The organism is Hyalangium versicolor, from assembly GCF_020103695.1.
Lineage (GTDB): Bacteria > Myxococcota > Myxococcia > Myxococcales > Myxococcaceae > Hyalangium > Hyalangium versicolor.
Genome location: NZ_JAHXBF010000007.1, coordinates 336,536 through 361,156 on the forward strand (window position 1 = coordinate 336,536; position 24,621 = coordinate 361,156).

Genomic DNA, 24,621 nt, shown 5'->3' on the forward strand with positions numbered 1-24,621 from the left:
TGGGTGACTGTAGTCCACTGCATGCAAGGTGTTGCGAATCCCCGGGTGGGTGACTGTAGTCCACTGCATGCAAGGTGTTGCGAATCCCCGGGTGGGTGACTGTAGTCCACTGCATGCAAGGTGTTGCGAATCCCCGGGTGGGAGACCGTAGTCCACGACAGGTCGCCCGCATTCTTGAAGGAGGCGAGCACTCCTAAGTGGCGCCGAAGTCCACCAACGCTAGCACTGAGGTAGGGGAAAGGGAGATGCGTGCTAGGGAAATGCAGGCGCAGCACGCGGAGGGATCTGCGACGACATTCCAGGAGACAAGGAGCGGTCCCCCACCCCCAGAAATCAGGGCGCGGGCCGGAATTTGGATTGCTCGGCGGGGTGGAATCACGCGCTCGGAAAACCCCAGGAAATCCTCCGGCCTGTAACCGGACCCCCATGAAATTGGCCGTGGAGGGGCCCTGGCCGCCCCTCTGAGCCACGGAAAGCCGCACCCCTTCTCCCTTGGCATGTCTCAGCCACGAGCGCCCAGGAGCGCGACAAAGGAAGAGGGCGAGGGGGAGCGGAAGCGCGGACGGCCGCCGATGCAGCCTCCGCCCCCGCCACCACCGTACGACCCACAGCCGGTAAACGGGGTGGTGCCGGACCTGACCCGCGATCACGTGCCGGTGGTGGCCCGCGCCATTGCTCAGGGGCTGAGTCTGCCCGCCGCTGCGGCTCGGGTGTCGGCGACGAAGGCACAACTGCAGCAGTGGCTGCGCCGCGGCGAGCGGGACGCGGCCGAGGGGAAGTGGACGGTGTACTCCCACCTGCTGCTGGCGGTGGAACAGGCCAAGGCCCACCGCGAGGAGTACCTGGTGGAACTCGGCGACCAGGCCGCCCAGGACAAGACGCTCAACGTGAGATGGGTGACCTGGAGCCTGAGCATGCTGCGCCCGCTCGAGTACAGCGCACGGGCACCTGGCGAGGCGGGCACTTCCGGCTTTGCCCTCATATCCCCTGAGGAGGCGGTGGCCTCCGTGCACCAGTTCCTGGCGGACTTCCTCTCGCGCCACGCCGTGGAGGCGAAGGCGAGCGAGCCAATGCCTGTGGAGGGTCCCCTCAGTGGCGGCTGATGCGCTGGCAGCGCTCGGGTGGCCTGTGCGCACCCCTGAGAGCGCGGGGCGGTACTCACCGCTCGAGTTCCTCGCTCTGGAACTGCAACGCCAGGGCGCGCCTCTGGCTGAGTGGGACACTCGCCTCGGGCTGACGCTCGACGAGCAGCGCCTCGCCGTCGCGTACGACGTGAGCTTCCGCCTTCGTCCGTACCAAGTGCTCCCTGGAGGCGACTGGAGCACCTGGTTCTTCTGCGCGGGCCGCGGAGCTGGGAAGACGTTCGGCGGGTCCGCGGCGACGCAGAGTGAGGCCGAGGCGGATCCGGAGATGCGAGGGCTCCTGGTGGGACCCACGTACGGTCACATCAAGCAGCACATGCTGTACGGCCCCTCGGGCCTCATGCGCATGGCGCCGCCATGGGCTCGCCCGCAGTGGAAGGAGCAGGACCACTTGCTGAAGTGGCCCAACGGCGCCGAGGCACTCTGCGTCCCCGCAGTGGACGCCGATAAGTTCCGCGGCGGCGGCTACTCCTGGGAGTGGCTGGACGAGGTTGTTGCCTGGAAGCGCGATCCAGTGGAGGTGTGGCAGGAGACTCGGCGGGTGCGCCGCCATGTGACGCGGCGAATGAAACGCATGGGCCTCTCCGCGCGCACGGCGATCACTACCAGCCCGGCACCAACGCCGATCTTCCGCGAGCTTCTCAACCCCGCGAACGAAGAGCGCTTGTCTATTTCCCGAGCCACCACCCTGGACAACGCGGAGAACCTGGATCGCTCCTACGTGCGACAGGCCCGGCGCCTCATGCACACCACTGTGGGGGCGCGCGAGTTCGGCGGTCTGCTCGCCTTCGACCTGGATCCGGCGCTGTACCGGAGCGTGGATTGGAACAAGACGCGGGTGCGCAACTGGAAGGAGATTCCCGCACGCCCGAGCAAGGCCCTCTTCGACAAGCTGGTGGTGTCCGTGGATCCGGCCACCGGGGAGAAGAAGGGCGCGGACATGCACGGCATCGTGGTGGAGGGGATCCGCGAGGAGGAGGACGGGCTGCTGCACGTGTACGTGCTGCAGGACCTCTCGCTTCGGGCCCCGGAGCCCAGCGCCTGGGCGAAGGCAGCAGTGAAAGCCTACCACGAGTGGAAGGATACCGCGCCCGAGAAGCAGGCATGGGTGTTCGCCGAGACGAACACCGGCGGCAGTATGGTGAAGTCCACGGTGCGCCAAGTGGATGGGACTGTGAAGGTGAAGGGCAGACGCGCGATGAACTCGAAGGCCGAGCGCGCGGCCCCTGTGAGCTCGCTCTGCGAGGCCGGGCTGGTGCATATGGTTGGGCGCCACCGCGCGCTCGAGGAGCAACTCGCCCGGTTCACCGGCCAGCCCGGCGGACACGCGCGGGATGACCGGGCGGACGCCTTTGCCTGGCCGATCTACCTGTACGTCGTCCCCAAGAGGCAGAACCGAGGAGCGGTGGCCAGAGTGGAGGAGTTGGAAGAGGACGAGGAGTAGCCACCCCTTCTATACAGCGCAGTTCCCCTCGAGGAAGACGCATGAGCGAGGAGGCACGTGAGACCTGGGCCGTCGAGACGGGGCTCGGCGCCGAACAGATACGCCGGAAGCGGTATCGCTGTCCGGTGCTATCGCGTCCATCATCTTCTCGGTGCGTTCATAGGCTGGGACGGTCATTTCCCCGAGCCTGGATTGGGCCAACTCTTCGAGCAATGGTCGAAACAGATCCACCTCATACGAGAGATCGCCATGAGAGAAGAGAATCACCCCCGGGACGCTCCAGGGTTGGCGAGACGTAGCCATGCGAGATCGACTCCTGGCAGAGCGAGAGAGGGCGCCGCCCAACGGAGGGAAACACTACCCGGTATGTGCTGGGACAGGGAACGACGCTCCAGGTCAGGCGCGGCGTGAACCCTGGCTACAGCGTCAGCGGAACGACCCAGCAGGCCCGCCTGGACGCGGGAGGGCTCCACGGGCCCGGCTGCATGTGTCCGACGTGCGCGAGCGCTCCACGGGCCCAGCAGGCCCGCCTGGGCCTGTCCGACGTGCGCGGGCGCTCTACGCGCCCGGCAGGTGAGCCTGGAGGCGGGAGGACTCCATGGGGCCCAACTTCACCCGTCGGACGCGGGAGCGCTGGCTGTCTTGACCCGGAAGGACCTGGAAGCCTTCTTGGGGCTGGAACGCTTCAAGAAAGAGCGGGTCAAGTGGTTCCTGGCAGATCCGCCGGCCCATCCCCTTTCCCTCGCTACGGTCCGCGAGGCCGAAACACTGCCGCTAATCGCCGCAGGAGGCGTGGCAGGCGGTCGCCGCAGGAGGACAGGTTCAGAGGAACTCCGCCAGACCCGTATGTGAGCCGCGCGTAGGCCGACACTTCCCCCGGAGCCTCAAGCCAGTTTCTTCAGGATTTTGAGGCGATCATTCCAGGTGACGAGCACGTCTTCGCTGCTGTTGCGCAGCATCGGAATCCGCCTTTCCTTGAGGTGCTTCACCCGATACTCCGGATCATTGATATGAACCTTCAGATGATCCGACTCAATTTCAGAGCGGGTCTGGCTGGCATGGCCGACCCACTGGCCATGATTTCTTTCCCACAAGAACACTTGGCCATTGCTGCTATCTGCGGCAATCAGGCAATCAAACGTATAAACGGAGGTGCCCTCATAGCTGACGCAATGCCAGAGCGTGGTCTCAAGGGAGAAGCCAGCCTCGATCAGCATCTGGTGAACCGTCTCCTTGATTTTCACGTCGCCCAGTCGCTGCTCTGCTTTGATTGCCCATTCCCTCTCGGTATCAATAAACTCGGCGAGCCGTAGTGCCCCCGCGTTAGACAGAGTGACTGAGACCTCTGTGATCGGTTCTCCGGAAGCGGTGTTGCCCCAGATCGCCACCCTGCTCCACTCAGTTGGCACCTCATAAGAGCCCTCGATACCGGCTGTTCCCGTCACCGAGACAGGCCCTTGTGGAGTATGCGCCGTCGCGTTGATGTGCCTGTGAATGAAAACGGTCCTCTTGATCTGATTGATTTCGCAGTCCAAGGTGGCTAGTGAGACGGTCTTGGGTCTGGAATACGCTAGAACTAGGAAGGACCCTCGGAGGGTGGCTCTTCTCTGTTCCCTGTTGACGACCAAGGTCACGTTTCCCATCCGACCGATCAGTTTGGCCCTCTTGATGCCCTTCTCACTCCGAAGCAAGAACCCATCCCCTACATAGGCATAGTAGGCCGCGAAAACTAGCCAGAGTCCCACAGTGCAGTCCCAGGGAGACAGGCCCATGGAGGCCACCCTTCTCTCAAGTGGCGAGAACTGGAGAATGAGGAAACCCACCACCAACATTGAAAGCCTGCGCACGGGCACTGACGGTACTCCGTCCCGCCCTATTCCCACCGCCACGAGCCCCGCCCCGCAGATCGCTGCGATTCCATGCCCCAAGGGGAAGTACCCTGACAGCATTGCGATGAGGACCAACGCTATACATATGAATCCTACATTCATGGCTTCCCCTGCTGTCCGTACGTACCGGCCTCATAGCACAACCAGGCGTCCAAGGGTTGCAAGGTCCACAAGGTGAGCCAGGGCACCAGGGAGCACAGGGGGAAAGAGGGGTTCCAGGAGAGCAAGGCCCTGTAGGGCCCCAAGGCCCCCACGGTCTGCAGGGTCCCCAAGGTCCGCAGGGCGAACTTGGCCCCGCAGGGCCTCCTGGAAACTCGTGGGTAGTCTATGTCGCAACACAAACGGCACAGCTTGTGACAAACACCAATAACTGGCCGACTATCCCAGGAACCGGGGTCTCCTTCACGCTTACGAGCCCTGCGACGGTCGATCTTGAGGCAAGCGGTTCCGTATCGGTCACTGGGTCATCCACTGCCTATTGCCTATTTCGATTCAATGTGGATGGGCAAGCTTCAGGCGCCGGAGATATCCAGGTGAGCCTGCCCGACGCTTCTGCTGGAGGTTGGCACATCCAAAAAACCGTTGAGCTCTTGGCCGGTGCTCACTCCATCGTTGTGCAACAAGCAACCGTACGCACCAACGTCGCCGCTTCATGCCGTACAGGGACTGACACCTCCAATCTCACTCACGTGCGCGTCGTAGTACGGTGACGCACGGGGAAATGCCCCACGCTCGATGAAACGCGGAAGCGCTGCTCGCCAAGCGGGCAGCGCTGCTTATCCCACTGTTCGCACCATCCAGGACGCGAAATCGGTAACCCTTGGCACAGAACTGCTGTGCGGCGTGCAGCGGCTTGGCCACAGGATCCAGGCGCTGCGCACTGCCGCGCACCAGGGTACGCACCAGGGCAGGCTCCATCTGGTTCACCTTGTCGTAGAACGCGGCCAACGAGGTTCCCACCTCCGTCGCCTTCGCATCTGCGTGCAGCGACGGGCGCAGCCCTATTGCCACCACGGACATCAGCTCCACCACCGTGGAGAACAGCAACTCCCGCGTAAATTGCCGTTCCCGATGGTCTTCGAAGAGTGGGTTTACCCACTCAGTGCTGATGGCTCGCTACAGCACCAGTCTTGCCATGATGCTGACCGGACTGTCTTTGACGAGATGACGCCAAGGGCAAGGTGGATCATACCAAGTCACTTAGCTCCATCATCAGATTGACTGGGAGGTTACTTGCCTCGCTGAGTCGAGTGGGGACAGGAGCAGCCATTCCTGAACGCAGATGTCTCCACCACCTCTTAATTCGGCGCGGAGAGGGAGTGAGCCCCACCCCTTCTTCAGGGCATGGCCTCCCTTGGTGCGCGGCTGAAGACTGCTCTCTCCCGGTTGCTGATGGGCCCCCATGCGGGGCGCCCTCTCGTGTACGCCATTCCCATTCCCACTTTTAGCCCGCGGCGAGGCAGTCGTGCCATTCTCGATGCCTACGCCGAGGACGGGTGGCTGCAAGGTATCGTAGACACTGTTGCGGACTCCGTGGCCGCCGTGCACTGGCGCGTGTACAAGCCGGTGCCCGGCAGCACCAAGGCCTGGCCGAGCTACCGGGTGAAGAGCCTCGCTCCAGGGGCTAGGCACAAGGCGCTGAAGGATGCCACGGCCGCCGGTGGGTGGGTGGAGTTGCCGGACCATGAGGTGCTCCGCCTCCTCGCGGCTCCTCATCCGAAGCTGAGCGGGTGGAGCTGGATGCGCCTGCTGTCCACCTATCTCCTGCTCAACGGTGAGGCCTTCCTCTTGCTCCGCCGAGCCGAGGACGGGCACGTAGTGGGAGCTGAGCTGCTGCCGCCCCACTGCGTGTCGATGACGCCCACGCCTGAGGCTTCGTACTACTTCATCTCCTACAACCTGCTCGTCGGCCAGGTGCCCGAGAGCGAGATGGTGTGGCTGAAGAGGCCGGACCCGCGCAACCCCGAGGCACGTGGGGTGGGGCGCGGCTCGGCCCTGGCGGACGAGGTGGACACGCGCGAAGCGATTGCTCACGCTACCCGCGCCACCTTCCAGCGCGGTGGCATTGCTGCCGCCGTGGTGAGCGTGGACTCCAAGTCCGAGGACGTGGACGTAGAGACAGCCGTCGATGAGTTGGAGAAGAAGTACAAGGCCGAGCACGAGGGGCCGGACAACACCGGCAAGGTCTGGTTCGTCCCGGGTAACGCCACTCTCGCCCAAGTGCAGGTGAACTTTCGCGAACTCCAGATGGCGGAGTTGGACAAGGCTCTGCGCGACTACATCCGCGAGTGCTTCAACGTTCCGGCTGAGATCATGGGGGTGCAGTCTGGCTCCACTCGCGCCACCTCCGAGGAGGCCAAGTACACCCTGGCAGATAGGGCCACCGCCCCGCTGCTCTCCTTCATTGTCGCCGAGCTGAACCACAAGCTGGTACCTCTCCTCGATAGCACAGCAGTGCTTGAGGCAGATGACCCTCGCCCCGAGAGCTGGGAGCGCACTCACCAGGTGCTGACCTCCGCCCCCAACGAAGGTTTCAGCTGGAACGAGGTGCGCACCTTCGCTGGATACGAGTCGGATCCAGCGCTCGAGGGCAAGCGTCCGCGCCCGCTGCCGGGCGCCCAGCCGGTGCTGGACACCACCAGCGAGCCGTGCAATCCGCCGCCCCCGCGAGGCCCGGCCGCCGAGTAGCGCCCCTTCTCTTCCGGCATGAAACGCCTCCGCCTCAAGCGCCTTGCCGCCCCGGATCTGCCCTCTACCCCTGCTGCGGTGGAGGGTCCGCTCTTCCAACTCCTGGATGCGCCCGAGGAATACGACCGGGACAACGACCGGATGATGGCGGGCGCGCTCCGGCTCCCCACGAGCCAGGTGGAGGTGCCGCTCTTCTGGGACCACAGCCACCGGGACCCGGATGCCAGCTGCCGCGTGCCCGTGGGGCGCGCGGAGATTCTCTGGGCTGAGGGCATGCCGTACATGCGCCCGCGTTTCGATCGGATTGGCGCCCTTTCCAACGAGGTGGCCGACAAGGTGGAGGTCGGCACCATCGATGCGGCGAGCATCGGCTACATCACCCACCGCGCCGCCCCCAACGAGCGAGGTGGCGAGGACGTTTACGAAGCCGAGCTGGTGGAGGTGAGCCTCACCGGCATCGGCGCCAAGCGCAGCGCCCTGCGCGTGAAGAGCCTCAACAGAAGGAAGGCACAAATGAGCACCAAAGCCCGAAGGTGGAAGAGCGCCGAGGAGGCGCAGGCCGGCATGGAGAAGATGGCAGCAGACTTGGAGGCGCTGCGCACGGAGCTGACGAGTCTCGCTCAGCACGTGGCTACAATCTTGAGGATGGTGGAAGGGCTCGAAGAGCCCGAGGAGCAGCCGCCCGCTGAGGAGCAGAGGAACGGCCGGGGTGAGCCGCCCCCGGGTGCGCCAGCCACGGGCGAGGACACAGTGGCGAAGTTCTTCCGGGGCTTCGTCACCAAGTAGGCCGCCCCTTCTCTCCTGGCGCAGCACTCACCTCTGGAAAACTGCATGACCACTCCTGTTACCAATCCGAAGCCCATCGCGCCGCCCACCATTCCACCCGAGGTAGAGGCGGCGCTGGCTCCGCTCATTACAAAGCACGTGGAGGCTGCGCTCGCTTCCCGCCCAGTGCCCGAGGGCAGGGCGCCCGCCATCCTCAAGTACAAGGGCATGTTCGACACCGAGCGGCCTGCCCACGCTGCGCTCGGCCTGCGGATGAAGGCCGCCTTCCTCGAGTTCGAGGACAGGACGGCCCGCGAGTCCGTGAAGGGGAAGAACAAGCAACTGCGCGACTTCCTGGACAAGGTGAAGTCCGCCGGTGTCTTCGAGTCCGTCTTCAGCCAGGGCGGCTCCCTCTGGGCCAGAGAGACGGTGAGCGAGGAGATCGTCGACGTGCTCCGCCCGGCCTCCATCCTCCTGAGCGCCGGTCCTCGCATCGAGTCCGGCTACGGCAGCAAGCTCATCATCGGCGTCATCAACGAGGGCGTGCAGGTGGCCTGGGAGGGCGAGGATGAGGAGGCCAGCGAGTCCGACCAGGACACGGGGGACCTCATCCTCGGCGCGCACAAGGCCATGGCCACCATCCGCATCAGCAACGACTTGATGCGCAAGGGCACCCTGCGCTCGGCCGAACAGCTCGCCGCCGACATCGGCCGTGCCATGGGTCTGGCCTTCGATCAGGTGGGCCTCTACGGCAAGGGCCCGAAAAAGCCCACCGGCATCCTCAACTCCGAGGGCATCACAAAGAAGCCCATCAGCGGGACGGACATCGACAAGAAGGTAGCGGACCTCAAGGGCATGGTGGCGGATGTGCTCGCGGCCAACATCCCGATTCAGGGTGCCAACCCGTTCTACTTCATGACGTCAACCACCATGATGCACCTGAGCAGCCTGCGGGACACGGCCGCCTCTGGCAGTGGTGGTTGGGTGTTCCCCGGCTTGCAGGACCTCCAGAGCCCCACCATCAACGGCTTTCCCGTGAAGTACACCGAGTCCCTCGCGGGAAAGAAGGTGGTGGGGTTCGGCCTGGCGCAGGAACTCTACTTCGGCAACGCCGCGCCTCTTGAGATCGAACTCGGCGAGAACGGCAGCGACTTCAAGCGAGACAGGAAGACACTGCGCGGCGTGCAGGAGGGCGACTGGCAGGTGCGCCGCCCCAAGGCTTTCTCTGTTCGCACAGGCGTCGACTACTGAGCCCCCTCTCGGGTCGGCGCCAGTTCAGGCCGGCCCACTTCTTCCACTCATCTCACTGGAGTTCCTATGTCTCACCCCTCACTCGTCGACATCGGCGCCTACATCAATGGGAAGAACCTCCCGCTTCCACCCTCTGCGGAGTCCGTCGGCGAGCGCACCAGCGGAGCGATGGACGTCAGCCAGTACAAGTCCGCGGTGCTCATTGCGTTCACCGGGGCTGCCACCGGAGCGCCGAGCGCGCTCTCCGTCACCCATACCGTGCAGTCCCGCCTGGAGGGCAGCAACGCCTGGGTGAATGTGACCGATCCGGACGGCAACGTGCCCCAAGTGAAGGTGGAGGCGGCCAACACCGTGGCCGAGCTCGACATCAACCTCATGTGGCTGCCAGAGGACCATTCCGAAATCCGCATCGTCGAGGACACTGCCTTCACCGGCGGCACCAACCCCACCGTGGTGGGCGGCGCGGTGTTGGTGCTGGGTGGAGCCTCGCGCCTGCCCATTTGAGGGACCCATGCCTTCCCTGCTCGATTTGACCACCGTAGCAAAGGCGGCCAACCGCCTGGACGTGGGCGCCGAGGAGGGGGAGTTGCCCGACCTCGTGACAGCCGCCTCAGAGGCCCTGGCCGACTGGCTGGGCTACCCGCTCCATCGCCGGGAGGGTGTGGTGGAAACCTGCGCGGGGGGCGCCCAGCGTCTCTTCCTCCGCTCCGGTGCTGTGCAGGCCGTTGCCTCGGTGTCCGTGTTTGGCCAGCAACGGCCGACGAACACGTACCGGCTCGAGGACGGGGTGAAGGGCATTCTCCTTTCACTGAGGGAGCCCTGGCCGTTTACAGGCCGCACCGGCGGAGGAGTGAGCCAGTCGCCGCTGCAGCGGGAGGACACCGGGGAGATTGCTGTCACCTTCAGCGCCGGGTGGGTGACACCCGGGCAGGTGGAACTCGAGTCCACCCGCGTGAGGGATTTGCCGCAGGTGCTTGAGCAGGCCGCCCTCCTCACCGTTACCGCGTGGTACCGGCGCAAGGGCGACGATCCGGATGAAGTGAGCGTCAGCCTCGGGGATGCCTCTACGAGCTACGGATCTGGCCGCGCGGCTGCTCTCCCCACTTCGGCTCGCGCTCTGGTGGCCCGCTACCGCAAGCACGGCAGGGGCACACCGTGAGCCGCTGGGCCCGCCACTTCCGCCAGCGCTTCCACCTGGCTCACCGCCTCTCGGTGAATGCGCGTGGGGACGAGGAGTACAGCAAGCCCGAGGAGCACCCGTGCCGCTACCAGCCCAGCGTCCGGTTGCTGCGCGCGGCGGATGGGAGCCAGGTCGTGAGCGAGGCGGTGCTATTCACAACGGTGGCCGTCAGCGTGGAGGACCGGGTGTGGCTGCCGGGCGTCGATCCTGAGGATGAGGACGTCGGCCGCAAGCCGCTGCGAGCGGTGCCCCACTACGCTCTCTCCGGCAAGGTGGATCATTACGAGGTGCACCTCTAATGCCCCTCCGGGATGTGGAATTGGATGTGGCCACCCTGCTCGAGGCGGCTGGGCTCGGCAGCATGAGCAGCAACCCGCCAACCCTCTATGCGGGGCCGTTCCCGGCGAGCGCGCCAGAGATCCTCATTTCTTGTCTCTCCTCCGGCGGCGAGACTCCCGAGGATTACTTGGCGGGCACCAGCAGGGCCTACTTCCGCCCTGAGGTAACTGTGCGCGTGCGCGGGCCGCGCGAGAAGTACCGAGCCACCCTGCAGCGGGCGCTGGATGCCTGGGAGGCTCTCTATGGGGTGCAGACTCCTGAGTACGTGCTGGTGAAGGCTCAGGGCGCTGGACCCGCTTACCTGGGGCCGGATGAGAACGGTCGGCACCGCTTCAGCTTCACCGTGCAGCTCGCGTACACAGCCCTCGTGGTGCCGCGCATGGTCGTGTCCTGAGCGGCTCCGCGATCGCAGGGAGGCCCGTTACTCCCTCGCTTGTGCCTTGGCGGTCCTCCGGGCATCTCGGAGCTTCGTTGCTACAGCATCGAGTCGCGCCAAGTTTTCTTTGCGCACCGAGTCCGGTGTGCCGGGCGCATTACGAACGCGATCCTTCGAGTACTCGAGAGATTCAAGGAGCGTCTCCACGTCCGCGCCGCTCAGATCAATCATCATACGTACCTTCTTTGGTGCCGTGCCAATCCGAGAATAGGCGCTCAGAACAAACGCGGCATCTCGAGATGCTGGTGAGAGTTCGCTGTTCCACGAGCGAACACCGCCCCTTCTCCCTGGCATGGCCAGAGGTAGAGTGAAAGTTGAGATGGATCTCCGGGCGCTCCACCGCCTGAGGCAGCAGCCCCAGGTGGTGTTGAGGGACCTGGATCACCCGCTGCGGGATGCAGCGCGCCGCGCGCTCGACATCTCCCTCTTCCTCGTACCGACGGAGAGCGGCGGACTGCGCAACTCGGCCTTCCTCGACGGGCCCCTCCTCAACCTCGGAACGCAGCTCTCCACCACGTGGACAGCCGGTTACATGCACCCGGCGGCCGGCCCTATTCACGAGGGCTTTCACTGGGGTGAGCAGACTCAGCCCCCGCCCCACTTCCTGCGCACTGCCTTCCGCGGCACCCGTGGCCGGGTGCGCAAAGCCGTGGCCGCCCAGCTCGCCAGTACCCTGGCTCGCCTCTTCCCCCGAAAGTGAGGAATCAGCATGTCCGATGAGTACCACCTCGCCCACCTGGACGACATCCACGTCACCGCCACCGCCGACGAGGAACTCTCCGAGAGCAACAAACTCGAGGCGCTCCGTAGCTTCAAACTCACCGAGACCACCGAGCAGGTGGAGCAGAAGTTCCTCAACTCGGATGGGTGGACCCGCAACACTCCTACGTTCAAGTCCGCCTCGGGCACCTTCTCCGGAGATGTGAAGAAGAACAGTGATTCACAAGCCGTGTTGGTGAACGCCAACCGGAATCGCAGGTCGTTCTTCGTCACTGTCATCAAGAGTTCCACCGCGTCGGCTGGGAGCAGGGGCGAGCGGTGGGAGCTCGTTATCGAGAGCGCCGAGGATCCCCGCGAGGCTGGGCAGCTCGTCACCTACTCATACTCGGTGAAGGCCAACGGCGCCCCGACCGCAGTCTGAAGTCCCTCACTCACAAGGAGCAACCCATGAACGTGGATGAATTGAAGGCAAACCTGCTCAGCGCCCCCTGGCGCAAGTACAAGGACGTGACGGTGGAAGGTACGACTGGCCCTGTGCAACTCGTCATCCGTCGGCCGCCGGATGCCAGGGTGGCCGAGCTGCTGCGCAAGGCCAAGGAGGAGGGCTTGTTAACGGAGAAGGGCGAGCCCACCAGTCCTGAGGCAGGCCTGCGCCTTCGGGCCCGAGTGGTGGCCCTCACGCTTTTCGCCCCCAATGCCGTGCGCCCTCTTTTTACCGAGGAGGAGGTGCTCGAGGCCCCCTTCCTTCCGGAGCTGGGGGACGACTGCACTGCGGCCTTGGCGGGCACCGGCGCCTCCTTGGAGAAGCTGAAGGGAAACTCCGCAGCGACCCCGACCTGATGCTCGAGGTGGGGGTCGCCGTCCGGCTAGGCCGCTTCCTCTCAGAGGCCAGGGGCCAGCCCTTCGAGGACCTGCAGCTCGTTGCCGCCTACTGTGCCCTGGAGGCTGAGGAGTTCGAGCGGAGCACTGGCCAAGCCAGGGCTGCTCCGCCAACAGCCGCCCCCGGCTCCCGTACCGTCACCACCGAGTACCGCATGAGGGCGAAGTAGCGGCCGCGCCACCACGCCGGGAGCGGATTCCAACGCGTCAGCGCATGAGTGTGCCGCGAGCCGAGGGTAGCGCCGCGTTCTGACGTACGCGAAGTGCTCGAAACGACGCGATTCACGGCGCCCGCAAGTGCGCGCCGAATCGACGGAAATCGCAGCCTATTGACAGTGCAGGCGTGCCCAGAGCAGCCTGTCTGCACTGCGCGGGAGTGGGTAACGCCGCTCCACGCCGGGCTTCCCACCCGGCACGCGCGCGTGTTTTAGGGCCTGCCGTCTCGCCACGGTGGGGTATGACCCTTGAGGCACGCTTGTACGGCCAGCGCGGCCGTACTACTACGGCGTTCGGGTGCCCGTGCGGGATGCGAATCCCTCCACGGACGCCCAGGGCAGTGTCGGGATGGGAATCCCGGCACCTGTCCTTTGGAGAGGCTCTGCTGGCCGGCGTCATACCCGGCTGGTGGGGCCTCTCCTCTTTTTTGAGGCCCTGATGGCCGCAGAGCGAAAGCCGCACGTTTTTCCTCCCAATTCCCCCCACCATGTAGACACCCCCCACCCCCGCTCCCTGCTGGAGCGGATGCTGCGCACGTCGCTCCACCTACGCCGCGCCAGCTCGTACTTCGCCCATGCGGCTGAAGAGCTGGACGCCGCGCGCGCGGAGCTCGAAGTGGCCAGCGAAGCATTCACGCTCGTAGAGCTGCGTGCGCGAGCTGTCCGACTGGCGGCGCAGTGCACGGAGCGCTTCAGGGATGCGCGTGGACAGGTGGAGGCCTTCGCCCAATACGCCAAGCGCGCAGAGGACCTGGGCGCTTCAACTCGCGACACGCCGCCCGCGCAGCTCGATGGCGGTGTCATGGGCTCGCAGGCCGCCCCTGCCCTGGGTGGGGTGCGCGAGGGTGCCGCGGCTGCGCGAGAAGGGGGGAGGCTATGGTGACCGTCCCGTTCCTGACCGCGGACCAGGTCACGTTCACCCTGGCACAGTGGGAGGAGTGCGACGCACATCACCACTCTCCCGTCTTCGGCTGTCCTGTCTGCTTCCTCTTCCTCGTGGAAAAGGAGCCGTACTCGGAAATGGGGATGCAGGCGGTGCGGCAGATTCTGAGCCTGGATGACGGGGACGCGGAGAGTCTCAAGTACGTGCACGCCATGCTCGCCGACATCTCGTCCATCCCCCTCCGAGTCCGGAACCACCTGCGCGAGCCGAAGCACGAGAAGCATGGGGGCACAGCATGAACACCACCGAGTTGCAGGCAGTAACGCAGGCTTTCCGTACGGTGAACCGGCACCTGCTGTGCGCGGCAGCAGCGTACCGTCTGGCGTGGAAGGCGCAGCGCACGGCGATGGAGGCGCTCACCGCAGCCAATAACGTGCTGGCTGCCGCGGAAGCGCGCGGTGAGCTGACCGTTCCGGTGGCCCGCAGCGTGCGTGCGTTCGTCAACGCCGCCGAGACTTCCCAGATTCTTGAAGTCACCATGGATGACAGCTCGCAGCGTGAACTCGCCAACGAGGCGCAGGCCATTGAGGAAACAGCGCATGCTGCCAGTGGCGTCGCGGAAGTGCTGCGCTTGCAGGGTGGAGGTGCGGCATGAGCGCTCGCAAGACACAGACGGGGCGCGGGCCTGCGCGCAACGCTGCACGTTCCCGCGTGCAGCAGGGGGCGCGGCACCGGGGCAGCGATTTCGAAGGGATGCGCAGTGACGCGCGATCGCCGTCCCCCCCTGTAACGGACCTTGAACGCTACATGGCCGCCTTCCTCGCCGAACGTGCTCGGAGCGGGTGGAACACTGCCGCTGTTCTCCACACCGCTCTGGATCTGTCCGACTTCGCCCTCTTCGCGCAGGACTTCATGGCCGTGCCTGCCGCGCCCTCTCGGCACACCGGGCACGCCCAGTTCATGCGCGAGATGGAAGGCCTCACCAGAACGTACCTCAAGGGACGTCAAGCCCAGGGACTGAAGGCCGCCACCCTTCTCGCCGAGAGACGGACGCTCGCTCGCTTCGTGCGTCTTGCCCGCAAGGCGGGGCTGCGCCGCTCGGAGCCACTGCCCCCACCGTCCACGATGCGGGACGAACAGTCCACGATCGTGGACGGTGCCCGCTCCCGCTCCCCTCTCAAGGGCGGCTGGCATGGAACAGGCAGTACGCGAGGTGCCAAAGGAGGTCGGACCAAGTAACACCGGGGCGTGGAGGGTCGGCGTGGTGAAGGTGCTCTCCGCGGGTGAGTCGTGCTCAGTGATGGAGCAGGCCACCCGCGGAAGCGGTGACAACGTGGCGAGCCATGTGTCACCATCTCAACTGAAAATGCGTTCAGAGGATGCATCCATGAGAAGTGAATCAACAGCGAGAGACAACAGAGACCCGAGAGAACGCCAAGACGCAGCGAGCAACTCAGGCGCCGCAACCCATCGAGAGGAACTGGTGCTGACAATCCGGCAGCTTATCCGCGAGGAGATCCAGGCGGTTGCTCCCATCGCAGGGGAGATGCTCACCATTGCCCAGGCTGCAGCCCTCGCAGGCTACGGCGTCACCAAGATTCGAGAGTGGCTCAAGGCCGGAACCCTCAGGCGCTACGGAGAGGGCCGAGGGGTGCGCGTCAACCGCCGCGAGTTGCAGGAGCTGATGGCGCGCCAGCACTCTCAGGGGACCACGAGCGCGGAGATCGAGCGGATGGCTGAACGCGTTTTCCGGGGGAGGCGGTAATGGGTTCACTCTATCGTCGCAAAGATTCGGCGTACTGGTGGGTGGCCTTCATCGATGCCGCTGGGAAGCAGCGCTGCGTCTCCTCGAAGAGCGAGGACGAGGCCGTGGCTCGTAAGCTTCTACAGGCCGTCGAGCGCAAGGTGGCGGCTGAGAAGGAGAGCGGCCTGGCCCCTTCCGGTCCCATTACCGTCGAGCGGTACGCGGACAAGTGGCTCCAAGAGCGTAGGGAGCGAGGCATCGCCTCCGCAGATGATGACGAGGGGCGCTTGCGCCATGCGCTCCCGAAGCTCGGTCAGTTGGAGTTGAGCGCGGTGCGCCCGCGCCACGTGCGCGACGTCATGCGGGCCCTGAAGAAGAGCGGCAAGCTCGCCCCACGCACTCAGCTTCACGTGTACGGCGTGCTACGTGTCATGTTCGCTGATGCGGTGACAGAGGAACTGCTGGAGCAGTCCCCTTGCACCCTTAAAACGCGGCGCCAAGAGCTCCCGGAAAAGAGAGACAAGGATCCCCTCTGGCGAGCCACCGCAGTCTACTCCAGGGAGGAAGTGGTGGCGCTCATCTCAGACAAGCGAGTCCCAGAGGACAGGCGCATCTTGTATGCCATCGTCTTCCTGGCGGGTACGCGCATTGGCGAGGCCGGAGCTCTGCGCTGGAGTCGCTACGAGCAAGAGGCTCGTCCTCTGGGTCGTCTCGCCGTGGCGAAGAGCTTCAACGAGAAGATGAAGGCCGAGAAGGGGACGAAGAAAGAGAACCCGCGCCTGGTTCCCGTCCACCTCATCCTGGCCAAGGTGCTGGCGGTGTGGCGAGCGGAGGGCTGGGAGCGGGTGATGGGCCGTCCTCCCACTGAGGAGGATCTGATCATCCCTGCCAGAGAAGGAGGCTACCGCAGAGGCAGGCAGGTTCTGAAGCAGCTCCATCAGGACTGCCGGGAACTCGGCCTGCGCCCTCGACGAACCCATGATGCTCGCCGCACCTTGATTTCCCTGGCCCGAGCTGACGGAGCACGGAAGGACATTCTGCGGTGGATTACCCACGGCCCCCCAAAGGAAATCATGGAGGACTACACCACGTTCCCCTGGGAAGCCCTCTGCGAGGAGATAGCAAAGCTGCGGATCCAACTCCCCGTCAGGGAGGAATCCACGGTGCAAGCCACCGCTGAGTACTACGGCAATACTACGTTCCCGGCGGGTACAAAAAAGCCCCCAAGTTTCAGGAACTTGGGGGCCCTGCTGGAATGGAGGCGGCGGGAATCGAACCCGCCGCCGGGAGGCGGATTCTCGGGCAGGCGGAAGCCGGGGGGAAGCCGTCGACGTCAATGCACGTCCACGTCGTACTCGGCCGGGATGGGCGGGACGGTGTAGGTCACCTCGAGCCGGATATCGGACAAGGCGGACGTGCATCTCGTGTTGTCTTCCGCGCTCAGGTTGCCGACGGTCAGTGGATCTCCGGTCAACATGTATCCAACCCCCATGTCCGGCTGACCCAGGCCGGGCATGTGGCGGCCGCGGAACAGGCCGGTCACGTCCCAGGACGACGGCCCGCTCTTGCCAACGCCGAAAGTGGAGTCGAACCATCCGATCGCACGGTTGGGAGGACTCCGCACCCAGTCTTCGTTCGGCACCCGAAGCGAGAGGCAGCCGTTGGGCTTGAACTCCGGATTCGCGTCTCCGTCCGTCCAGCACGGGAGCGGGTCGACCAGGAATCCGCCCTGTGTGTAGACCAGGGCGACACATTCCGAAGCGGCCTGCTCGCGATAGGCGAGAACGGCGCGATCGAGCGTCTTCCTGGGAAGGGTGTCGAACGGCCGGGTGTCGAAGTTGAGCGTCAGTTGGGAGACCCAGGACATGCATGGATCGGTGGAGGCACCCGGGTGTCCATTGCCTTCCACCTGCCCCCAACCGGCAACGGCGATAAGCGATTCGCCGCTCCCCACCGCGAGCCCTTGCGGAAGCCAGCCGTGGGAACAATCAATACCGCGGCCAATGAAGGGGCCGAGGACGGGCACGTCGCTGAAGCGCCGGACGGTGTGCCAGGTGAAGACCCGGTCGGCCCGCAGGACCAGTGTGTGCTGTCCCGGTCGTTGAAGCTCGGGAAGGTTGTCGGGGCTGCGGACTTCATGCGAACCGAGGGCGGTCAGCGCCAACTGCATGTTCGTGAGGCCCTGCAGGTCGGTACGGTGGACCTGCTCGTGCATCTCGACGATGACGGTGTTGCGCATATCGTCAGCGCTCATCGTCTTGATCTGCTCGTCGGTGCGGCTTCCCGTTCCACGAAGATAGACGAGCAGCGCTCCGGTGCCCGCCAGGTCCCTGTCGTTGAGTCCCTGGTAGAAGGCAAGGTTGTCACGCGTTCGACCCACCAGCTCGGTGATCAACGTGTTGCGCTGATCCTCTCCCGACATGGCGTTGAGCTCCCGCTGAGTGCGGAACCTTCCCACCAACAGCACGCCCCGGATGAACGAGCGCTCGGGACCCATCACGAGGTGGATGAGCTGCAGGTTGCTGAGGGCCTGCAGATCTCTTCCGCGGCCCGTCTGAACGCCGACCTCGACAATGACCGTGTTGCGCATGTCGTCGGCGCTCATCGTCTTGATCTGGTCATCGGTCCGGCTTGACGTCTCGCGCAAATACACAAGGAGCGATCCGGCTCCCGCAAGGTCCGTATCGTTCAGCCCCTGATAGAAACGGACATCGTCGCGCGTGCGTGCGACGAGCTCGGTGATGAGCGTGTTGCGCTGGTCCTCCCACGACATCGCGTTCAATTCGCGCTGCGTACGGAACTTGCCGATGAGGAGCGTGCCACGGATGAGCGACATCCTGGCATCGGGCGGCTCGGCCGCGGCCTGGGATGTGGCGAGGAGCGAGGCGAGGAGTACCGCGCAGCCGCAGGCACCGAGACGAAGGAGCCGCTTTGACACAGCCTTCTTCACGACGACGCTCATATTGTCCTCCCCGCGCCCCCGGCTCCCCGAATCCTTGATGAGGTCGATGGCGGTCCTGTCGGATGTGACCGACACGACCCCATCCGCTTCTCGCTTCATCGCCGGCCCTTCAGGCTTCCCAGGCGTCCGTCGGCTTGGCGCGTAGCCAGCCAGGTAGCCCGGACCACAGAGTAGCTACCTCGGAAGGCGGGACGCCTCCTCAGAGGCAGCCCCGGGGTGGATGTCTCTCGTGGTAATCAGAGCCGTCCCTCCGCGAGCAGTTCGCGCGTCCGCTTCAGCGTCGACAACAAGGCGCTCTTGTAGCCCTTGTCGCCGCTCATCCACTCCTGCTCGGCCCGCTCCTCGGGGCCGTTCGGCGCTTTGCCGCGCAGGCCGAGGTAGCAGTAGAAGCGGAGATGGAGCGTGCCGTCGGCGCCCTCGAACAACTCGTTGATGATCGCGCCCTCGCGCGGACCGGTGGCCTGGAAGAAAGTGACCTTGTTCTGCGGCTCGAACGTGATGATCTCGCGCAGATCGGCTCCTGCAATCGTGGCTTCACGCACGATGTGCGAAGCGCTCTCCTCGACGACGTCGCAACGGGTGCAGAGGCCGGGCGGGAGGAACAGGCGGGCGTCGCGGGCCTTGAGGACCAGGCCCTCCCATGCCTGGGCGCGGGTCAGCGGGGTCTCGCCTTCCGGGTTCACCGGGACGATGGCGGACGAATAGATCATGATGGTGTTCCTTCTCGTGAGTGTTGGGTGTCGCTCGACCGTCAGGCCGAGGTCGCGATCTCGGCGGCGAAGTCGCGGTAGGAGCGCAGGGGGCGCCCCAGGAGCGTGGTGAGACGCGCGACGTCGCCGGCCTCGGGGAGCATTCCCTCGGTGAGGAAGCGCTCGCTCATCAGGCGCATGTCGAACGCCATCCAGCTCGGCATGAACCGCCGGAGGTTCTGCTCGAACCCGGCGGTGTCATCGCCCGGATAGGCGATCGGGCGCCCCAGGACCTCCGTCCAGATGGCTGCGACATCCGCACCGGTCAGCGTGTCGGGGCCGACGAGGTTGATCCGGTCGAGGGGAAGCGGGGCGGCCGCCCGCTCTCGGCGGATCAGCTCGATGGCCGCGATCTCCCCGATGTCGCGCGCGTCGATCATCGCGAGGCCCTTGCCGCCGATCGGCATCGGGTAGACGCCGTATCCGGTCACCACGTCCTTGATCGTGAGATCGTTGTTCATGAAGTACGCGGGACGCAGGATGGTGGCGTTGAGGCCCATCTGCTCGATCATGCGCTCGACGGCGAACTTGCCCGCGAAGTGCGGCACGTTCACGTAGAGGTCGCTGTGGATCACCGACAGGTAGACGATCCGCTCGATCCCGGCCGCGCGGGCGAGGTTGAGCGCGATAAGGGCCTGGGTGAATTCGTCAGGCACCACGGCGTTGAGCAGAAAGAGTGTGGAGACGCCCGAGAAAGCACTCCGCAGCGAGTCGATGTCGAGCAGGTCGCCCTGCGCTACGGCGACGCCCTCCGGGAAGTGAGCCTTGGCGGGATCGCGGACGAGGGCGCGCACATCCGCGCGGCGCTTCGTGAGTTGTTCGACAACCTGGCGGCCGACTGTGCCGGTCGCGCCGGTAACGAGGATGGTCATGGGGATCACTCCGGTTTGGGTCAAGAGACACCCCGTAACTTACTGTTCCAGGTTCGTACCGATAGACGTTACATTTGGACAGACCGTCTCACTGGTGGAACACTCATGGATCTGCTGGCTCTCGCTGATTTCAATCTCGTCGCCCGACACGGAGGCTTTGGACGAGCCGCACGCGCCGCGGGGCGCCCTAAGGCAACCCTGTCCCGCCGGGTGTCGGAGCTGGAGGCCACCCTCGACCTGCGTCTGTTCGAACGCGGAGCGCGCACGCTGAAGCTCACCGAGGAAGGACGGGCGCTCTTCGAGCGAACGGGGGCATTGCTGACCGAGCTCGACGAGACTGCGGCAGCGATCGCCTCAGGTGGAGACAAGCCACGAGGCACGTTGAGGATCAGCGCGCCCTTGCTCTTCTCTCAGACCGCGATGGGTAAGCTCGCGGCCGGGTTCGCGCTGAAATATCCGGAGGTCCGGCTCGAGATCACGACGGAAGATCGGACCGTCGACATGATTGAGGAAGGTTATGACCTGGTCATTCGCGTCAATCCGGAGCCGGATGAGCGCCTTGTCGGACGCATTTTTCTGCGCGATCAACTGGTAGTCGTCGCGAGTCCAAGCATTGTTCGGCCGACGGACAATCTCGCTGTTCCGGCTGTAGTACGAGGCGCGGGCGACCGTCTTGCAGCCTGGAATGTTGTGACGCCCACCGGAAGCTCACGCATCGCGGTCGATCCAGTCCTTCGCCTTTCGTCGCTCATCATGGTCCGCGATGCTGTCCGAGCGGGCGTGGGCGCCGGACGCCTTCCCATTTCACTTGTCAGTCACGATCTGGCCGCTGGAACGCTGGTGCATTGGGGCGATGTAGAGGGGCCAGAAATCACCCTATGGACGCTCTACCCGTCGCGGCGGCTGCTGAGCGCGCGTGTATCCGCCTTTCTCGACTATTTGAAGGAAGCCTTTCCCCAAGGGAAGCCTGACGAACTGGCGGCCTATATCGGGGCCACCCAGGTTCGAGCACCGGCTCGAGTGCGCCCCTCTCGAAAAGAGGGGGCCGCCAGTCTTCGAAGAAATAAATGACGCCAGCGCTCTCCTGCACTACTTCGGGCCAAGAGAGCTCCGACGGCTGGAGAGAGCGACAAGCAGCCCCAGAGCCATGAGCAGGAATGAGGCATTCATCCCCCTGCTCGTGGAGCAGCCGCAGCCACCGGCATCCTCCTCATCCGAAGGACTTTCCGCGCCCGAGCCTCCGTCGTTGCCCACTCCCGCGTCCACGGGCGAAAGGATGCCCCCGTCCGTGCCCCCATCCGTGCCCCCGTCGCTGATCCCAGCGTCGGGAGACGCACTGCCCCCATCGCTGGGCCAGCCCGAGCAGTCCCCGAGCGAGTGCTCCAGGGCCCCCAGCGTGTACGCGCCCGAGGCCGGACGGGCCCGGCCGCAGAAGTCGTCCACCACCTGCGCGCGGGCCGCCGCGGCGCCAATCAAAGGGGACACGTCCCCTCGAATCGTGAGGTTTCCCTTCAGAGGCTCCTGGTACCAGCCAGAGAAGCTGGCCGAGCTCACATTGAGCAGGTTGGTGCCGGCATCGAACGTGCCGCCCTCCCGGCCGCGCAGGTTCCCCGCCAGCACGTTGCCATGCGCGGAGCCCGTGCTGGAAGGAAAGCGGAAGTCCACGCCTGAAGTGGAGATGAGGGTATTGAAGAGCACCTGCGTGGCGCGGGCCTTGTTCAGGTAGATGCCCACGTCCGAGCAGTTGGCGATGACGTTGTTGCGAATCGTGCCGCCGCTGTGCTCGGGGTCGCACGCCACATTGGCATTGAATTCCGGTGCGCAGAAGGCATTGCCCGTCCCGCCACCCCCGAAGGAAAGCCCGATGCGTGTGCCGCCAGTGGCCACATCCCGGGTGCACAACACAAGGTTGCGCTCGAACACGCCGTTGTTGCCGCCGCTCTTCATGAACGCACCATAGGAAACGGAGTCCCCACCGTTCTTGTGGAAGTCGTGGATGAGGTTGTCGCGGACGATCCAGTTGTCACCCGTGTCGATGTTGAGCTTCGTCACCGGATTCGAAGTCGCTCGAGGGCGGGTGTCGGCCAGCTCGTTGCGCTCGATGAGCCCCCCGTGGGGAATCTCCCACGTGCTTCCGTTCTGGGAGGCATTCACCTTGAGCTGCGCATTGAAGTCGCGCACCCGGTTGTTGCGCAGGACGAAGTGCTCAGCGTGACCCGTGACGTGGAAGGCGTGCTCGCAGTTGTTGTCATCCGCGCAGACGCCTTGGATGTCGAGCCCATCGAAGCTCCAATAGGCACCGGAGACCTTGAAGCCCTCCACCGCATTGAAGCGGATGATCGCGCCCAGCCGGTTCTGAGCGCGCACGACGATGGGAGCCTGAGCCGTCCCATTCGTCGAGCAGCTCAAGTTGGCGTTCACCGCATAGGTGCCGTCCGCGAGGATGATTTCATCCCCGGCTTGCGCGCCCGCGAGGGCTGACTGGAGCTGGGACACCGAGGAGACATTCACCTGCCGGGCCAGCGCTGGGGAGGCGAGAAGCAGCAGGAGCGCAACGGGCTTGAGCATCGAGATGGACCTCTGTGCTGCGGAGAGGCCACCATTCTACGCAAGCGTCGCCGCTTCTCACGGTCCAACTGCTACGAGAGAAGCCGCGAGCGCTGACGGGCGGAGAGGGGCTCTGGCCGAACTTCAGCATTGGGATTCACCCGGCGGAAACGCGACCGTGGTCGTCGATGGGCTCGGCTGAAGCTGCCGTGAAAAAGAGTGCAGCTCCCCACCAGCGCACTGGGGAAAACCCATGAATGACGGTTTCCGCGTCCCGGGCCCAAAGCCTCGAGCCTCACTCCGCGCTCGACTGCGAAGGGGAATCCGGGTGAACTCCGCGCAGGAGATCCGGAATGCCTCCCAAGAACAAGCTGTCGAAGCTGGACACCGAGCTGTTCTCCGCCGTCAAGGACTCGGACGCCAAGGCGGTGGCCAAACACCTGGCGGCCGGAGCCAACCCCAACGCTCGCGACAAGGACGGCTACATGGCGCTCCACCACGCCGCCTCCGACACGAGCCCCGAGATCATCCAGCTGCTGCTCGACGCGGGAGCGGAGGTGGATGGGCTCGACTCGGATTCGGCGATCGCCCTGAGCTTCGCCACCGCGCGCACGGACGGCGACGCCGTGGAGCGGGTAAAGCTGCTCATCGCCAAGGGCGCCAACGTCAACCACCAGTGGGACGACGAGGATCGCCCCACGATCCTCACCGACCTCCTGAACCAGGAGAACAACGAGGAGCCCTCCGCAGAGATCCTGAAGACGCTGCTCCAGGCGGGCGCGAACCCGAACCTCCCCAACGGCCGAGGGGAGACGCCGCTGATGCTCGCCGTTGGCTACACGGAGCAACCGGAGCTGACCGAGCTGCTCCTGGAGCATGGCGCCCAGGTGAATGCCGTGGACGCCGAGGGGGCGTCGGCGTTGATGAACGCCGTCAAGGACGGGAACGTTCGTCTCGTGGAGCGGCTCATCGCCAAGGGGGCCGACGTCAACCAGGCCGCCACATATGACCAGGGCAACACCGTGCTGACGATGGCACTGCACCTGGACGAGGTCTACGGCGATCCCTCCCCCAAGGTGGTGGATGCGCTCCTCCGTGGAGGTGCGAATCCGAACAAGCCCAACGCGACGGGATGGGCGCCCCTCCACCTCGCGGCCTGCATCGAGGACGTGAAGTTCACGGAGCTGCTCCTCCAGGCCGGAGCGGACGTGAAGACCCCGAATGCGGGTGGCTACTGCGCCATCGACCTGGCGAGCAGCCGTAACCACAAGAAGGTGGTGAAGCGCCTGCTCGCCGCGGGGAGCCCCACGCCGGAGCAGGCCGCGGCCGAGCGCATGGAGAGACTCTGGAAGCGCATCGGGGCGTGGTACGCGAAGAACAACGCGGCATACGCAAAGAGCGTCGAGCAGACCCGCCCCGCGAAGCCGGAGGAGATCTCCACCTTGGAGAAGGCCCTCGGGGCCGAACTCCCCTTGGACTTCCGCGCGTTCCTGCTGCGGTTCGGAGGGGGCTCACCGCCCGGGGAAGTTCCCATGTCCATCTCCGAGTACGAAGTGCTGCCCGTGCGCCGGATCCTGGAGCGATGGAAGGGACTCGAGGAGCTCCGTGAGAAAGGCACGTTCGCGGACACCGAACCCCACGAGCTGTCCGAGTCGCAGGAAGAAGTGGCATGGACCTGGTGGCACTCCGGCTGGGTTCCGCTCGCGCAGGACAGTGGGGGCAACCTGTACTGCGTGGATCTCGCGCCCGGCCCCGAGGGGCAATTGGGGCAGGTGATAAAATGGGAGATGCACGATGGCCCCTTGAGCCCCAGGGCCGAATCCCTGGAAGACTTCTTCGGGGAGTATCTGGAGGGCCTGGAGGACGGGAGTATCGAGCTCGACAGCGACTAGGAGTCCAGCTCTCCACCAGCGTAC

At 65.1% G+C, this 24,621-nt stretch carries 26 protein-coding genes; 20 read left to right on the plus strand and 6 right to left on the minus strand.

What is annotated here, in order from left to right; genetic code table 11:
• Positions 1-572 precede the first annotated feature (572 nt).
• Positions 573-1,103, plus strand: a complete 531-nt coding sequence (locus KY501_RS17060) for a hypothetical protein (RefSeq protein WP_224364214.1) — start codon at positions 573-575, stop codon at positions 1,101-1,103.
• Complete coding sequence (locus KY501_RS17065) at positions 1,093-2,586, plus strand: terminase large subunit domain-containing protein (protein WP_224364215.1); 1,494 nt, start codon at positions 1,093-1,095, stop codon at positions 2,584-2,586. Before KY501_RS17060 ends, KY501_RS17065 begins: the two co-directional genes overlap by 11 nt.
• 884 nt (positions 2,587-3,470) lie before the next feature.
• Here the strand turns inward: KY501_RS17065 and KY501_RS17070 are convergent.
• The gene (locus KY501_RS17070; RefSeq protein WP_224364216.1) at positions 3,471-4,577 is read right to left on the minus strand and encodes a hypothetical protein; all 1,107 of its coding nucleotides are present in this window, start codon (positions 4,575-4,577) and stop codon (positions 3,471-3,473) included.
• Positions 4,578-5,156: 579 nt separating this feature from the next.
• Positions 5,157-5,522 carry a hypothetical protein gene (locus KY501_RS17080; RefSeq protein WP_224364217.1) on the minus strand — a complete coding sequence of 122 codons (366 nt, stop codon included), beginning with the start codon at positions 5,520-5,522 and terminating at the stop codon, positions 5,157-5,159.
• 297 nt (positions 5,523-5,819) lie between these two features.
• Between KY501_RS17080 and KY501_RS17085 the strand changes: the two genes are divergently transcribed.
• From KY501_RS17085 to KY501_RS17160, 16 genes are all read left to right on the plus strand, one after another.
• Complete coding sequence (locus KY501_RS17085; RefSeq protein WP_224364218.1) at positions 5,820-7,163, plus strand: phage portal protein; 1,344 nt, start codon at positions 5,820-5,822, stop codon at positions 7,161-7,163.
• An 18-nt stretch (positions 7,164-7,181) separates the two neighbouring features.
• A complete protein-coding gene (locus tag KY501_RS17090) occupies positions 7,182-7,949 on the plus strand; it encodes an HK97 family phage prohead protease (RefSeq protein ID WP_224364219.1) in 768 nt (255 codons plus the stop codon).
• A 45-nt stretch (positions 7,950-7,994) separates the two neighbouring features.
• The gene (locus KY501_RS17095; protein ID WP_224364220.1) at positions 7,995-9,179 is read left to right on the plus strand and encodes a phage major capsid protein; all 1,185 of its coding nucleotides are present in this window, start codon (positions 7,995-7,997) and stop codon (positions 9,177-9,179) included.
• Positions 9,180-9,245: 66 nt separating this feature from the next.
• On the plus strand, positions 9,246-9,683 hold the full coding sequence (locus KY501_RS17100; protein ID WP_224364221.1) for a hypothetical protein: 438 nt from the start codon (positions 9,246-9,248) through the stop codon (positions 9,681-9,683).
• Between the two features lie 7 nt (positions 9,684-9,690).
• Positions 9,691-10,338: a head-tail connector protein gene (locus tag KY501_RS17105; protein WP_224364222.1), complete on the plus strand. Its 648-nt coding sequence runs from the start codon at positions 9,691-9,693 to the stop codon at positions 10,336-10,338.
• Entirely contained in the window at positions 10,335-10,658 is a 324-nt protein-coding gene (locus KY501_RS17110; RefSeq protein ID WP_224364223.1) for a hypothetical protein, read from the plus strand. The genes KY501_RS17105 and KY501_RS17110 overlap by 4 nt, the downstream gene beginning before the upstream one ends.
• Positions 10,658-11,092 (plus strand): phage tail terminator protein, encoded by a 435-nt coding sequence (locus KY501_RS17115; protein WP_224364224.1) that lies wholly within the window; start codon positions 10,658-10,660, stop codon positions 11,090-11,092. Before KY501_RS17110 ends, KY501_RS17115 begins: the two co-directional genes overlap by 1 nt.
• A 349-nt stretch (positions 11,093-11,441) precedes the next feature.
• The gene (locus KY501_RS17120) at positions 11,442-11,834 is read left to right on the plus strand and encodes an HK97-gp10 family putative phage morphogenesis protein (protein WP_224364225.1); all 393 of its coding nucleotides are present in this window, start codon (positions 11,442-11,444) and stop codon (positions 11,832-11,834) included.
• 9 nt (positions 11,835-11,843) lie between these two features.
• Complete coding sequence (locus KY501_RS17125; protein ID WP_224364227.1) at positions 11,844-12,275, plus strand: phage tail tube protein; 432 nt, start codon at positions 11,844-11,846, stop codon at positions 12,273-12,275.
• A 26-nt stretch (positions 12,276-12,301) separates the two neighbouring features.
• Entirely contained in the window at positions 12,302-12,694 is a 393-nt protein-coding gene (locus KY501_RS17130) for a hypothetical protein (RefSeq protein WP_224364228.1), read from the plus strand.
• Positions 12,695-13,474: 780 nt separating this feature from the next.
• Complete coding sequence (locus KY501_RS17135; protein ID WP_224364229.1) at positions 13,475-13,831, plus strand: hypothetical protein; 357 nt, start codon at positions 13,475-13,477, stop codon at positions 13,829-13,831.
• Positions 13,825-14,130, plus strand: coding sequence for a hypothetical protein (locus KY501_RS17140; RefSeq protein ID WP_224364230.1), 306 nt, complete (start codon positions 13,825-13,827; stop codon positions 14,128-14,130). The genes KY501_RS17135 and KY501_RS17140 overlap by 7 nt, the downstream gene beginning before the upstream one ends.
• Positions 14,127-14,486 (plus strand): hypothetical protein, encoded by a 360-nt coding sequence (locus KY501_RS17145; RefSeq protein WP_224364231.1) that lies wholly within the window; start codon positions 14,127-14,129, stop codon positions 14,484-14,486. The genes KY501_RS17140 and KY501_RS17145 overlap by 4 nt, the downstream gene beginning before the upstream one ends.
• Positions 14,483-15,070, plus strand: coding sequence for a hypothetical protein (locus tag KY501_RS17150; RefSeq protein WP_224364232.1), 588 nt, complete (start codon positions 14,483-14,485; stop codon positions 15,068-15,070). The genes KY501_RS17145 and KY501_RS17150 overlap by 4 nt, the downstream gene beginning before the upstream one ends.
• A 22-nt stretch (positions 15,071-15,092) precedes the next feature.
• Entirely contained in the window at positions 15,093-15,596 is a 504-nt protein-coding gene (locus tag KY501_RS53925) for a helix-turn-helix domain-containing protein (protein ID WP_224364233.1), read from the plus strand.
• Positions 15,596-16,957: a tyrosine-type recombinase/integrase gene (locus tag KY501_RS17160; protein ID WP_224364234.1), complete on the plus strand. Its 1,362-nt coding sequence runs from the start codon at positions 15,596-15,598 to the stop codon at positions 16,955-16,957. Before KY501_RS53925 ends, KY501_RS17160 begins: the two co-directional genes overlap by 1 nt.
• Here the strand turns inward: KY501_RS17160 and KY501_RS17165 are convergent.
• From KY501_RS17165 to KY501_RS17175, 3 genes are all read right to left on the minus strand, one after another.
• Complete coding sequence (locus tag KY501_RS17165) at positions 16,909-18,636, minus strand: hypothetical protein (protein ID WP_224364236.1); 1,728 nt, start codon at positions 18,634-18,636, stop codon at positions 16,909-16,911. The genes KY501_RS17160 and KY501_RS17165 overlap by 49 nt on opposite strands.
• A gap of 137 nt (positions 18,637-18,773) precedes the next feature.
• Positions 18,774-19,247, minus strand: coding sequence for an SRPBCC family protein (locus KY501_RS17170; protein WP_224364237.1), 474 nt, complete (start codon positions 19,245-19,247; stop codon positions 18,774-18,776).
• Between the two features lie 41 nt (positions 19,248-19,288).
• The gene (locus KY501_RS17175) at positions 19,289-20,158 is read right to left on the minus strand and encodes an NmrA/HSCARG family protein (RefSeq protein ID WP_224364238.1); all 870 of its coding nucleotides are present in this window, start codon (positions 20,156-20,158) and stop codon (positions 19,289-19,291) included.
• Positions 20,159-20,263: 105 nt separating this feature from the next.
• Here KY501_RS17175 and KY501_RS17180 point away from each other — a divergent pair, with 105 nt between their 5' ends.
• A complete protein-coding gene (locus tag KY501_RS17180; RefSeq protein ID WP_224364239.1) occupies positions 20,264-21,229 on the plus strand; it encodes a LysR family transcriptional regulator in 966 nt (321 codons plus the stop codon).
• An 18-nt stretch (positions 21,230-21,247) separates the two neighbouring features.
• Here KY501_RS17180 and KY501_RS17185 read toward each other — a convergent pair whose 3' ends face one another.
• Positions 21,248-22,726, minus strand: coding sequence for a right-handed parallel beta-helix repeat-containing protein (locus tag KY501_RS17185; protein ID WP_224364240.1), 1,479 nt, complete (start codon positions 22,724-22,726; stop codon positions 21,248-21,250).
• A gap of 332 nt (positions 22,727-23,058) precedes the next feature.
• Between KY501_RS17185 and KY501_RS17190 the strand changes: the two genes are divergently transcribed.
• Entirely contained in the window at positions 23,059-24,597 is a 1,539-nt protein-coding gene (locus KY501_RS17190) for an ankyrin repeat domain-containing protein (RefSeq protein ID WP_224364241.1), read from the plus strand.
• Positions 24,598-24,621: the final 24 nt, after the last annotated feature.